Genomic DNA, 12324 nt, shown 5'->3' on the forward strand with positions numbered 1-12324 from the left:
CCTCATGGACGAGTTCGCCATCGGCGGAGACCTGCCCGTACACCGCCTCGGCTTCGGCGCCATGCGCCTGCCGACCGAATCAGGTCCCGGGCGCGAGGACGCGATCGCGGTCGCCCGGCGGGCGGTCGAACTGGGCATCACGCTGATCGACACCGCGCATCTGTACGGCGGGGGAGCCAACGAGGAACTGCTCGCCGAAGCTCTGTACCCGTATCCGGATGATCTGGTGGTCACCACCAAGGTCGGCGTCGTACAGACCGGGGGCGACTGGAAGTACGACGGGCGACCGGAATCCCTGCGCGTGCAAGTGGACGAGGGGTTGCGGCGGCTGCGCGTCGAGCGGGTAGAGCTGCTGCAACTGCACCGGATCGACCCCGAAACCCCGCTGGCCGACCAGCTCGGCGCGCTGCGGGAGCTGCGCGACGAAGGCAAGATCGGCCGGATCGGGCTGTCCGAGGTCACCGTGGACGAACTCGCGCGGGCGCGGGAGATCGTGGACATCGCGAGCGTGCAGAACCGCTACAGCCTCGTGGACCGGGAGTACGAAGCGGTGCTGAACGCGTGTGAGGCGGCCGGGATCGCTTTCCTGCCTTGGCGTCCGGTGCTCGGCGCCGCGTCGAACGCCACCGCCGGGATCGCCGCCGTCGCGGAAGAACTCGGGGTGACGACGGCGCAGGTCGGGCTCGCGTGGCTGCTCGCGCGGTCGCCGGTGATCCTGCCGATCCCGGGGACGGCGAAGATCGCGCATCTGGAGGAGAACTTCGCCGCCGCCGAGGTCACGCTGACAGCCGAGCACCTGGATCGCTTGGGCTCGTGAGTGGTGATTCGGGTTGTTGAGGAAGGTCAAAAGTAGCGTGTTCGGTGGCGGTCGCTCGGCATCGGACGCGGCAAAGGAGCCTTCGGCCCACTGCCGATCCGCCCGCGAAGTCGCCACCTTTGCCTTACCCTCGATAGAACTCGAACGCCACTCACGAGGCGAACAGTTCCCGGGTTCGCGCCTGCTCCTCGGGCGTTCCGACCGGCATCACGATCAGTTCCGTCGCACCGGCCTCTTCCAGTTCGCGGATCCGCGCCCGGACGAACTCCTCGTCTCCGGCGATCACCGTCCCGCCGGGGCCGTCGACCCTGTCCCGGGTGAAAATCGCTTGGTACGCCGGGATGTTCGCCGCCATGCCGTAGGTCTCGGCGACCCAGTTCCGTGGCCCGTCGGGGTCGTCGGTGACGGAGATCAGCTGCCCGGTGACGATCCGCGGTGCCGCGCGCCCGGCGTCCGACGCCGCTTTCGTCAGCGTCGGGACGATGTACTCCGCCAGTGAGCGCGGTCCGGCCCAGGTCGAGGCCACGCCGTCGGAGTGGGCGCCGGTGACCTTCAGCGACAGCGGGCTCAACGCACCGACGAGGACCGAAGGCGGCTCGGCGCCGGGTGCCTCGACGGTGCCGACGGCGGTCAGCGTCTCGCCGTGCACGTCGGCCTTTCCGTGGTGCAGCAACGGGTCGAGCGCTTGCAGGTACTCGCGCAGATGCCGGACCGGACGGTCGAAGGAATAGCCGTACTGGCCTTCGATGATCGGCCGGTGACTCAGCCCGACACCGAGCGAGACCGGCGCCCCCGTGGCGGCCTGCAGCGTCAAAGCCTGTGCCGCCAAGGAAATCGGGTGACGCGAGTAAGTGGGGACCACCGAGGTGCCCAGCGCGAGACCGGGGGCGGCCGCGCTCAGCGCCGTCAACGCGGTGAGCGCGTCCCAGCCGCCGCGTTGCGCGAGCCAGATCGAGTCGTAGCCGAGCCGCGCGGCTTCTTTCGCTTGCGTGACGACGTCGCCGAAGGGGACACCGATTTCGTCGAGGAGGATTCCGGTCCGCATGCGCGGCTCCCGTCAGTAAGCGCGCCGGAGGTTGGCGCGGTCGATTTCCGCGGTCGCGCGGAAGAGGGCGATGGCGCCCGGTGCCGCCGCGCGCACCTTCGCGGCTGGCGGAGTGGCCGTCGGCTGGAAGGCACGGGCGACGGTGTCGGCCAGCAGGTCGGCGGCGGCCTCGGGGTCCGCCGCCGGGGCGAGCAGGAAACCGTGCAGGACGGCCTGATACGCCGTCGCCAGGTCTTCGACCTCGAGGTCGGTGCGGATCAGGCCGTGTTCGGCCTGCAGTTTCAGGTAGTCCAGGAACGCCTCGTGGTGCCGGGGATCCTGGTTGTCGTGGAGCTTGGCCGCGAGCTTGCCCAGCACGCCGGAGTCGGCGAGGTACGGCGCGTGGAGCAGGGGCCTGCGCACGACGTTGAGGAACTGGGTGCGGGTCATCCGGTGCAGCAGCGTGAGCTCCGGATCGTCTTCGATCGCCTGCGCCAGGTTCTCGATGGATCGCGCCGCTTCGCGCAGCATCACCGCGAGGAACAGCTGTTCGCGGGTTTTCCAGTGCAGGTAAAGGGTTCCCTTGCCGACGCCGGCGTGCTCGGCGACGTCTTCCACGGTCACCCGGCGGTAGCCGTGGCGCAGGAGCAGCTCCGCGGCCGCGTCGAGAATGCGTTCGGCGCGTTCCTGCCTGTCCTCGGTCACGAAGCTAGTTTATGACTGATTTTGAAATTTGGTCAAGCGATGGGCGGCGAAGTTTGGCCATGGCGGCCACGCCCAGCAGCGGCCCGATGGCCAGCACCGGTGCCGCCGCCCGCCAGCCGACGGCGTCGGCGAGCACCGGAAGGCCCTGGATGGTCAGCGCGCTGACCAGGAAACCGATCGCCGTCTGCGCGGTGAGCGCGGTGCCGACGTAGCGGGGATCCGCGGCTTCGCTCAAGGCGGCGGAGAACTGGCCGGAGTCGGCGATCGCGGCGACTCCCCAGACGAACAGCAGTGTGCCGAGTACCGCGGGAGGGGCGTCGAAGACGGACGCCGAGAGCAGGCAGCACGCACCGCTGACCGCCAGCGCCACGAGCGCGACGTCGATCCGCCCGAACCGGTCCGAGAGCGCGCCGCCGAGCAGGCAGCCGACCGCGCCGCCGACGCCGATGACGGTGAACGCGAGCAGGCTCACCGAGCTTTGTGACGCGGCCGCGGCGTAGGCGGGGATCCAGGTCCAGAACGCGTAGAGCTCCCACATGTGGCCGAAGTAGCCGAGCGCGATCAGCCGTTGCCGCCGGTCGCTCGCCATCGTGAGCAGGTAGCGCGGTTCCCAAGGAGGTGAACGCCGGGCGGCCGGGCCGACGCGGACGAAGAGCGCGGACAGCGCCGCCGCGCCGAGGGCGAGAAGGGCGGCGACGACCAGGACCGTCCGCCAGTCCGGAAGGTTCCCGGCCAGCAGATGAGGTGACGCCGAACCGAGCGCGAGCGCGGCCAGCAGCACGCCGAGCGCGAGGCCGCGGCTCTCCGGGAACCAGGACACGACGATCTTCATCCCGACCGGATAGACCCCGGCCAACGCCATCCCGGTGCCGAACCGCAACAGGATCGCGAGCCAGAAATGGTTACCGCACAAGGGAAAGAGCAGCGTCAGGAGGGCGCCCGTCGCGGCGCTCGCGGCCAGCAGCCGCTCGGGGCGGAGCCGGTCCGCGAGGTTGGCGACGGCCGAGACGAGTGCGCCCGCCGCGAAGCCGACCTGCACCGAGGCGGTGAGCAGCACCGTGCCCTGAGTGGACAGTGCCCACTCGATACGTAAGGCGGGGACGACGCTCGACGCGGAGAACCACAGCCCCATGGCGAGGATCTGCGCGGCGGAAGTGAGCGCCAGCTGGCGCGGTGCGGAGCTGGACACGCTCGCAGGTATCGCATCCGCGAGCGGCCCGCCTCAAGCCCCGGCGCCGGTGATCACTCGAACGTGTGGCCAGGCTTGACGGCCTCCACGAGCACCCGCCGTGAGTGCGCTACGAACATCCCGTCGGCCTCGATCATCCGATGGAGTTGCGCGAGCTTGTCGCGGTACTTGTCCACTTCGAACCCCGGCACGATCCAGATCACCTTCCGGAGGAAGTGGACGATCGCGGCGAGATCGAAGAACTCCATCCGCAGTTTCGCCGGTTCGAGCCGGTCCACCCGCAGCCCCACGGCTTCCGCCTCGGCGCGCAGCACTTCGGGCGTCCAGCCGCCGTAGTCTTGCGGGCCGAGGAAGAACTCCTTGAGTTCGCGGACGGTCCCGGCGCCGATCTGTTGCGACAGAAAGGTTCCGCCCGGTCGCAGGACCCGGGCGATCTCCCGCCAAGGATTCTCGATCGGATGGCGGCTGCTCACCACGTCGAAGGACTCGTCGGGGAACGGCAAAGGCGCGTCGAACTCCGCCTCGACCACCTCGCCGCCCAACGGCGCGAGGGTTTTCCGGGCGACCTCGACGTTCGGGGGCCAGCCTTCGGTGGCTGCGAGGACCGGCGGCGGCTTCGGGATGCCCGCGAGCACCTCGCCGCCGCCGGTCTGCAGGTCCAGCCCGGCCTTCGCCGTCGCCATCCGTTCGCCGAGCAGCCGTGAGTAACCCCAAGGCGGCCGTTCCTCCGTGGCCCGGCCTTCGAACCACGAGAAATCCCAGCCTTCGACCGGGACGGCCTCTCCTTCGGTGAGCAGCTCTTCGAACGTCATGTCCGCAGTCTCGGCCCGGCCGCCCGATGGGGCAACGCGTTTTCGGGACCTGCCCCCGAACGTGCGGTCTAGGCGCCGTCGGTCGATCGCTTCCACAGGTTGATGTCGGCCTCGGTGGCGTAGCGGTCGATCTCGGTCAGCTCTTCGTTGGTGAAGTGCAGGTTCTTCAGCGCGCCGACGTTGTCCTCCAGCTGGGCGACGCTGCTCGCGCCGATCAGCACCGACGTCATCCGCGGGTCGCGCAGGCCCCACGCGAGCGCGAGCTGCGCCAGCGTCTGGCCACGCCGCTGGGCGATCTCGTTCAGCGCCCGGATCTTGCCGAGCGTGTTCTCGGTGATCGTGTCCGGGTTCAGCGACTTCCCTTGCGCGGCACGGGAGTTGTCCGGGATGCCGTCGAGGTAGCGGCTCGTCAGCATGCCCTGTGCCAGCGGCGAGAACGCGATGCAGCCCGCGCCTTCGGTCTCGAGGGTGTCGAGCAGTTTGTCGCCTTCGAGCCAGCGGTTGAACATCGAGTACGACGGCTGGTGGATCAGCAGCGGCGTGCCCAGTTCCCGCAGGAGACGCGCGGCTTCGGCGGTCTTCTCCGACGAGTACGACGAGATGCCGACGTACAGCGCGCGTCCCGAGCGGACGGCGGTGTCGAGCGCGCCGACGGTCTCCTCGAGCGGGGTCTCCGGGTCGAAGCGGTGCGAGTAGAAGATGTCGACGTAGTCCAGTCCCATCCGGCCGAGTGACTGGTCCAAAGAGGACAGCAGGTACTTGCGCGAGCCCCATTCGCCGTACGGGCCTGGCCACATGTCGTAGCCCGCCTTGGTCGAAACGACCAGCTCGTCACGGTACGGCTTGAAGTCCAACGCCAGCAGCCTGCCGAAGTTCTCCTCGGCCGAGCCGTAGGGCGGGCCGTAGTTGTTGGCGAGGTCGAAATGGGTGATGCCCAGGTCGAACGCCCGCCGGGCGATGTCCCGCTGCGTGCCCAGCGGTTTGTCGTGCCCGAAGTTGTGCCACAGGCCCAGCGAGATGGCGGGCAGCTTCAGGCCGCTGCGCCCGGTGCGGCGGTAAGGGATGCTCTCGTATCGGCCCTCGGCCGCGACATAGGTGCTCACGGGCCCGATGCTAGCCGCCGGAAGCCGCCGTGAAGAGGGCGGCGACGGACGCGAGGTGATCTTTGAACGCCGAAGGCGCTTCGACCTCGAAGGGCGCCCCGATGGCGGCGAGGATCAGCACGGGCCAGTCGAAGGTGTCGACGTTCATCGTCAGGCGGCAGGAGGTCTCGTCGATCGCCTCGAGCGCGCCGCCGATGTACCGCACCGCCGCCTCGACCCGGTCCTTCGGCGCCCCGACCCGGACGACCAGCGAATGCGTGGTCGGCCTGGCCTTGATCTGGGCTTCGACGAACTTGACCGCGTCACCGCCGGGGATCTCGCGCGGCCGGTAGCGGGCTCCGGTCGTCCGCGGCTCGGTGAGCCTGTCGATGCGGAAGGTGCGCCAGTCCACCCTGTCGAGGTCCCACGCCACCAGGTACCAGCGACGTCCGAGTGAGACGAGCCGGTGCGGCTCCACCAGCCGCGCGGACTCCTCGCCGCCTCGTGCCGCGTAGTCGAACTTGAGCCTTTCGTCGTCCCGGCAGGCCTGCGCGATCACCGTCAGGCTGGCCGCGTTGACCCGGGGACCGGTGACGGCCGCCGGCGTCGTGTACGCCTGGAGCGCGTCGACCCGCCTGCGCAGCCGGGGCGGCATCACCTGGACGACCTTGGTCAACGCGCGGACAGACGTCTCCTCGATGCCCTCCACCGAGCCGCCCGCCGCCGTCCGCAGGCCGACCGCGATCGCCACGGCCTCCTCGTCGTCCAGCAGCAGCGGCGGCATGACCGTGCCCGACCTCAGCTGGTAGCCGCCCGCCACGCCGCGGCTCGCGTTGACCGGATAGCCCAGCTCGCGCAGCCGTTCGACGTCGCGCCGCAGGGTCCGCTCGCTCACCTCGAGCTTGTCGCTCAGTTCGATCCCCGACCAGAAGCGGTGTGTCTGCAGCAGGGACAGCAGCCGCAGCATCCGCGCACTCGTGTTCGCCATGGATCCAGATTCGCTCCGATTCCGGTCAGAAAGTGGCCGGAATTGACTTTAGCGTTGTCCTCATGACGATGACACTGGACACCCCGAGCGGCGTGACCTCGGAAAACGCCCTCACGGAGAAGCCGTACCGCTGGCGCTGGCCCGCGCTGTTCGTGATCCTGACCGGTTCGGTCATGGAACTGCTCGACATGACCGTCACGAGCATCGCCGGACCGGTCATGCAGGCCTCGCTCGGCGGCGGCACGGCGATGATCCAGTGGCTCGGCGTCGCGTACACCCTCGCGATGGTGTCCGGCCTGCTCACCGGCGGACGGCTCGGCGACATCTTCGGCCGCAAGCGCATGTTCGTGATCGGCGCGATCGGGTTCGTCGTGGGTTCGCTGTTCTGCGCGATCGCGGTGAACCCCGAGATGATCATCGCCGCACGGGTGGTGCAGGGCCTGTTCGGCGCGGCGATGGTCCCGCAGGGCCTCGGCATGATGAAGGAGATGTTCTCCGGCAAGGAACTGCAGTCCGCGTTCGGCATGTTCGGCCCGGTCATGGGGCTCGCCGCGGTCGGCGGGCCGATCCTCGCGGGCTCGCTGGTCGACGCCGACCTCTTCGGCACCGGCTGGCGGATGATCTTCCTGATCAACCTCCCGATCGGCGCGGCGGCCGTGTTCGCCGCGCTGAAGTTCCTGCCAGCCAACCGGCCGGGCGCCTCGCTCAAGCTCGACATCCCCGGCGCGCTGCTCGCCACGACCGGTGCCCTGCTGATCGTCTTCCCGCTGGTGCAGGGCCGCGAGTACGGCTGGCCGCTGTGGATCTTCGCGATGATGGCCGCCTCGGTCGTGGTGTTCGGCGTGTTCGCGTGGTTCGAGAAGCGCAAGAGCCGTCGTGGCGGTGACCCGCTGGTCGAACCCGGCCTGTTCCGCAAGCGCAGCTTCCTCGCCGGGATGGCGACCGGGACGATCTACTTCGCGGCGTTCTCCGGCTTCGGCTTCGTGTTCGCGCTGTACCTGCAGCTCGGACTCGGTTTCTCGCCGCTCAAGGCCGGGCTTTCCGGGGTGCCGATGTCGCTGGGCATGATCGTCGGGATGGGCCTGGTGCAGGTCGTCCGCAAACACGGCCGCAAGGTGCTGCACACCGGCGCGCTGATCATGGCCGCCGGAGTGGTCGCCCTGCTGCTGATCCTCGGCCCGGAGACCGGTCCGTGGCAGCTCGCCCCCGCGCTGCTCGTGGTCGGGATCGGCTCCGGGCTGATCATGGGGCCGTACTTCGAGATCGCGCTGTCCGGAGTGGAACCGTCGGAGGCCGGCTCGGCGTCGGGCGCGCTGACCTCGCTTCAGCAGGTCGGCGGCGCGCTGGGGATGGCGTTGCTGGGCACGGTGTTCTTCGACGCGGGCACCACCGATCCGACCGGCGCCGTCCAGCGGACGTTCTGGGTGGTCGCGGTGATGGTGCTGCTCACCTTCGCGGTCGGGTTCCTGCTGCCCAAGCGGATCCGCGACGTAGAGTCGGCCGGGTAGGCGATCGAGCTGGGAGGCCGCGTGGCTGGGACCGGGTACTTCACTTCCGTCGAAGACGTGACGGCGAAGCTCGCCGACACCGGCTACCTGGCTTCGGCGGCCGTCGCCACCACGGTGTTCCTCGCGGACGCCCTCGGTAAGCCGTTGCTGATCGAGGGCCCCGCGGGGGTCGGCAAGACCGAACTGGCCAAAGCGGTCGCGGAGGCGAGCGGATCCCGGCTCGTGCGGCTGCAGTGCTACGAAGGCGTCGACGAGTCCCGCGCGCTGTACGAGTGGAACCACGCGAAGCAGCTCCTCCGGATCACCGCCGGCAAGGACGAGACGTGGGACGAAGCCCGCAACGACATCTTCGGCGAAGAGTTCCTGCTGGCCAGGCCGCTGCTGACGGCGATCAAGGGCGACGAGCCGACCGTCCTGCTCATCGACGAGACCGACAAGGCCGACGTCGAGATCGAGGGTCTGCTGCTGGAGGTGCTCGGCGACTTCCAGATCACCGTCCCGGAGCTCGGCACGATCACCGCCGGCCGCAAGCCGTTCGTGGTCCTGACTTCGAACGCGACGCGGGAACTTTCCGAGGCGCTGCGGCGGCGCTGCCTGTTCCTGCACATCGATTTCCCCGACGCGGCACTGGAACAGCGCATCGTGCGGCTCAAGGTGCCGGGTGTCGACGACGCGCTCGCGGCGTCCGTGATCAAGGTGATCACCGCGCTGCGGGCGATGGAACTGCGGAAGGCGCCGTCGGTCGCCGAAACCATCGACTGGGCGCGGACCCTGCTGGCGCTCGGCGCCGACAGCCTCGGCGACGACGTCGTCCGCGCGAGCCTCGGCGTCATCCTCAAACACCAGGACGACATCGTGAAGGCGGACGCGCGGCTGGAACTCGGCAAGGTCCTCGACTCGTGAGCGGCGTGCCGGGCAGGCTCGTCGAGTTCGTGGAAGCGTTGCGGGAACACGGGATCCCGTGTGGTCCCAGCGAGACGGTCGACGCCGCCGCGGCACTCGAGGTGCTGGGCCTGGCCTCTCGCGAGCAGATGCGGGAAGGGCTCGCGGCGGCGCTGGTCCGGCGCGGCGGTCAGCGCGCGGTGTTCGACGCGACGTTCGACATCTACTTCCCGCTCGGCGTCGGCGCGCCGACGCAGGACCCGGTCGACGATCTGGCCGCGTTGCGTGACCGGCTGGCCTCGGCGCTGGCCGCCAACGACCAGGCGGAGCTGACGCAACTGGCCGGGCTCGCCGTCGACATGCTGGGGGAGTACGGCGGCACGGCGGGGAGCGGTGGCTGGTCGGCCCATCAGACGTTGGACCGGCTCCAGCCGCAGACGCTCGTGGTGCGCGTGCTCGATGCGATCCGAGCGGGCGTGCAAGAGGACTTCACCGACCGGCTCGAACGCGACGACGTCCGCCGCCGGGTCGAGGGTTTCCGCGGCCTGGTGCGCACCGAAGCACGCCGCCGGGTGGCGGAAGTCCGTGGCAGGGAACGGGTTTCGCGCCACGCCGTCCCGCCCGCCGCCGACCGCGTCGACTTCCTGCTCGCGAGCCGCGCGCAACTCGCCGAACTCCGCCGGGTCGTGCAGCCGTTGTCCCGCAAGCTCGCCACCAAGCTGGCCGCCCGGCGACGGCGGCACGCGCGCGGGCAGATCGACCTGCGCCGGACGTTGCGCCGCTCGCTGTCCACCGGCGGTGTCCCGATGCGGCCGTCGTACCGGCGGCACCGGCCGGGAAGGCCGGAAATCGTGCTGCTGTGCGACATGTCGGGTTCGGTGGCCGGGTTCGCGAACTTCACCATGCTGCTCGTCCAGGCGTTGCGAGACCAGTTCAGCAAGGTGCGGGTGTTCGCGTTCATCGACGCGTGCGACGAGATCACGCACCTCGTCGACACCGGCGCCGCCGATCCGGAGGACCTCGGTGCGCGCATCCTCGCCGACGCCGAACTCACCCGCTGGGACGGGCACAGCGACTACGGGAACGCGCTGGGCGAATTCGCCGAGCGCTACGCGGACGCCGTGGGGCCCAAGACGTCCATGCTGATCCTCGGCGACGCGCGGACCAACGGCGGCGACCCGAATCTGGCCGCCGTGCGCGGAATCGCTTCCGCGGCACGGCATACGTACTGGCTCAACCCCGAACGGACGGCGTTGTGGTCCACCGGCGACTCCGAGGCGCACGCCTACGCGGAGGTCGTCGAGATGCACGAATGCCGGAACGTGCACCAGCTGACCAAACTGGTCACCCGGCTGCTGCCCGCTTAGGGCTTCAGAGCCGCTTTCCCGTAGGCGTCGGCGTTGCTGAACACTTCCTGCCCGTACTGGGCGGAGTTGTTGTAGGTCAGCACCGCGGACCACCAGCCGGCGGGCTTGCCGAGGTCGCCGCCCCGCGCGCACATGTACCGCGCCGTCGTCATCGCGGCGTCGTCGATGTTCTGCGGGTCCGGCGCGGCACCGTCACCGCTCGCGCGGACGCCGTACCGCTTCCACGTGGCGGGCAAGAACTGCATCGGCCCGACGGCGCGATCCCACTTCGCGTCGCCGTCGAGAGCGCCCTTGTCGGTGTCGACGACCGCCAGCACACCGGGCGAGCCGTCGAGGGGGATGCCGATGATCGGCGGCGTCACGATGCCGTCCTCGCCGGCACGGGAACCGTCGTGCCGGGCGTGCTGGGACTCGGTCCGCCCGATCCCGGCGATGGTCGCCCAGGTGATGTCGCAGCGTGCGGGCGCTTTTTCGGCCGCGTTCACGTACGCCCGAAGCGGACGTCGGGGGATGTCCGTGTTCTCCGACACCTTCGCGATCCAGGCGTCCTTCGCGGGCTCCGCGGGCAGCGGCCCGGCGTCGCCGGGGATCGCCGACCGCGGTGCGGGCTTGAGCGCGGGGACCACGAACTCCGGCTTCACCGGCACCGGCTCACGGTCGTTGAGGCTGACCACGACCCAGACGGCACCGGCCACCAAGGCACCCACGACCAGGAGCGCGAGCATCACGCAGCCGCGCGGGCCGCGTCTCTTGGGCGGTGGTTGCCACTGGTCCATGAGATCCAGGGTCGAAGGGGACGAAGCGGTCACCGGCTCCACGGTACGTGACGGATGTGGAGATCTTGTGGAGCCCGCCTCCCGGGTGAGCCGGGCCACCCCTCCGGCGTCAGCGGAGCCAGGCGTCGATCTCCTGGTGCATCGCGCGCTTGAGTTCCGCGGTCGCGAAGGACGCGTCGACGGAGGCCCTGGCGAGACCGGCGAGCGCGAGGTCGTCGTAGGCGAACGCCTCCCGCGTACGCAGGAACTCGTCGGTGAGCGTGGTCCTGGTGACCGAGGGGACGTCGGTGCTGAGAGTGACCACGAGCCCGGCGTCGACCAGCCGGGGGAGCGGGTGCTCCTCGAACGACGGCACGAGCCCGAGCGTCACGTTCGAGGACGGGCAGACCTCCAGCGCGATGCCGCGTTCCCGCACTTCGGCGACCAGCGCGACGTCCTCCAGGATCCGGATGCCGTGGCCGATCCGCTCGCTGTGCCCGAGTTCGAGCGCCTCGCGGATGCTGGCCGGTCCGGCGTCCTCCCCTGCGTGGTGGATCAGGCGCAGCCCGGCCTCCGCGGCCTCGTCACAGATTCCCGCGAAGGGCGCGAGCGGGTACTTCTCCTCCCCGGCGAGGCCGATCGCGAACACCCCGTCCTGGGCGTACCGGCGGGCGAGGTCGAGGGTGAGCCGGGCGCGTTCGACGGACCGGCGGCGGGAGTGGTCCAGGAGTACCCGCCAGTGGAGCCCGTGTTCGGCGGCACCGGCCGAGAGTCCTTTGAGGACGGACACCAGCGGCATGTCCGGCTCGCCGAGCCGTTCGCCGTGCGCCGCCGCGGTGAAGGTGACCTCGGCGTAGCGGACGCCGTCCGCGACCTGGTCCTCGCAGAACTCGCGCGCCACCCGATCGAAGTCCTCCGGCCGCCGCAGGCAGGACCGCAGCAGCCCGTTGTAGTCGCCGAACGCGCGGAACCCATCGAAAACGGGTTGTTCGGCGGGTACGGCGATGCCGTTCGCCTCGCCGAGGTCACGGAGCGTGTCCGGCCGGATGGTGCTTTCGAGGTGAACGTGCAGATGCGCCTTGGGCAGCTGCGAAAGATCCCGCATGAGCCCGAACTTAGCGGGCGCCGCCGGGCCGCGCTCGCGGTTTTCCACCACGCTGAGCAGCGCGGGTATCCGAAATGAGTGATTTGGCGC

12 protein-coding genes are annotated in these 12324 nt (G+C 69.9%); 4 read left to right on the plus strand and 8 right to left on the minus strand.

Annotated features, from left to right (window positions below):
* Positions 1 to 4: 4 nt before the first annotated feature.
* Positions 5 to 817: an aldo/keto reductase gene (locus ACLJRM_RS32715; protein ID WP_410665242.1), complete on the plus strand. Its 813-nt coding sequence runs from the start codon at positions 5 to 7 to the stop codon at positions 815 to 817.
* Positions 818 to 968: 151 nt separating this feature from the next.
* On the opposite strand, the gene ACLJRM_RS32720 is transcribed toward ACLJRM_RS32715, so the two are convergent.
* From ACLJRM_RS32720 to ACLJRM_RS32745, 6 genes are all read right to left on the minus strand, one after another.
* Positions 969 to 1862, minus strand: coding sequence for a TIGR03564 family F420-dependent LLM class oxidoreductase (locus ACLJRM_RS32720; RefSeq protein WP_410665243.1), 894 nt, complete (start codon positions 1860 to 1862; stop codon positions 969 to 971).
* Positions 1863 to 1874: 12 nt separating this feature from the next.
* A complete protein-coding gene (locus tag ACLJRM_RS32725; protein ID WP_410665244.1) occupies positions 1875 to 2546 on the minus strand; it encodes a TetR/AcrR family transcriptional regulator in 672 nt (223 codons plus the stop codon).
* Between the two features lie 4 nt (positions 2547 to 2550).
* Positions 2551 to 3735, minus strand: coding sequence for an MFS transporter (locus ACLJRM_RS32730; RefSeq protein ID WP_410665245.1), 1185 nt, complete (start codon positions 3733 to 3735; stop codon positions 2551 to 2553).
* Positions 3736 to 3788: 53 nt separating this feature from the next.
* Positions 3789 to 4547 (minus strand): class I SAM-dependent methyltransferase, encoded by a 759-nt coding sequence (locus ACLJRM_RS32735; RefSeq protein ID WP_410665246.1) that lies wholly within the window; start codon positions 4545 to 4547, stop codon positions 3789 to 3791.
* Between the two features lie 68 nt (positions 4548 to 4615).
* Positions 4616 to 5650, minus strand: a complete 1035-nt coding sequence (gene mgrA / locus ACLJRM_RS32740; protein ID WP_410665247.1) for an L-glyceraldehyde 3-phosphate reductase — start codon at positions 5648 to 5650, stop codon at positions 4616 to 4618.
* A gap of 10 nt (positions 5651 to 5660) precedes the next feature.
* Positions 5661 to 6617: a helix-turn-helix transcriptional regulator gene (locus tag ACLJRM_RS32745; RefSeq protein ID WP_410665248.1), complete on the minus strand. Its 957-nt coding sequence runs from the start codon at positions 6615 to 6617 to the stop codon at positions 5661 to 5663.
* Between the two features lie 62 nt (positions 6618 to 6679).
* On the opposite strand from ACLJRM_RS32745, the gene ACLJRM_RS32750 reads away from it, so the two are divergent.
* The 3 genes from ACLJRM_RS32750 to ACLJRM_RS32760 are packed head-to-tail and all read left to right on the plus strand — an operon-like array spanning position 6680 to position 10374.
* Complete coding sequence (locus ACLJRM_RS32750; RefSeq protein WP_410665249.1) at positions 6680 to 8125, plus strand: MFS transporter; 1446 nt, start codon at positions 6680 to 6682, stop codon at positions 8123 to 8125.
* A 21-nt stretch (positions 8126 to 8146) separates the two neighbouring features.
* Positions 8147 to 9028, plus strand: coding sequence for an AAA family ATPase (locus ACLJRM_RS32755; RefSeq protein ID WP_101609354.1), 882 nt, complete (start codon positions 8147 to 8149; stop codon positions 9026 to 9028).
* Positions 9025 to 10374 carry a vWA domain-containing protein gene (locus tag ACLJRM_RS32760; protein WP_101609353.1) on the plus strand — a complete coding sequence of 450 codons (1350 nt, stop codon included), beginning with the start codon at positions 9025 to 9027 and terminating at the stop codon, positions 10372 to 10374. Before ACLJRM_RS32755 ends, ACLJRM_RS32760 begins: the two co-directional genes overlap by 4 nt.
* On the opposite strand, the gene ACLJRM_RS32765 is transcribed toward ACLJRM_RS32760, so the two are convergent.
* Both ACLJRM_RS32765 and add read right to left on the minus strand, forming a co-directional pair.
* On the minus strand, positions 10371 to 11183 hold the full coding sequence (locus tag ACLJRM_RS32765) for a lytic murein transglycosylase (protein ID WP_233223686.1): 813 nt from the start codon (positions 11181 to 11183) through the stop codon (positions 10371 to 10373). The genes ACLJRM_RS32760 and ACLJRM_RS32765 overlap by 4 nt on opposite strands.
* 76 nt (positions 11184 to 11259) lie before the next feature.
* Positions 11260 to 12234: an adenosine deaminase gene (gene add, locus ACLJRM_RS32770; RefSeq protein WP_410665250.1), complete on the minus strand. Its 975-nt coding sequence runs from the start codon at positions 12232 to 12234 to the stop codon at positions 11260 to 11262.
* Positions 12235 to 12324 lie beyond the last annotated feature (90 nt).

Source organism: Amycolatopsis sp. lyj-84 (assembly GCF_046549075.1).
Classification (GTDB): domain Bacteria; phylum Actinomycetota; class Actinomycetes; order Mycobacteriales; family Pseudonocardiaceae; genus Amycolatopsis.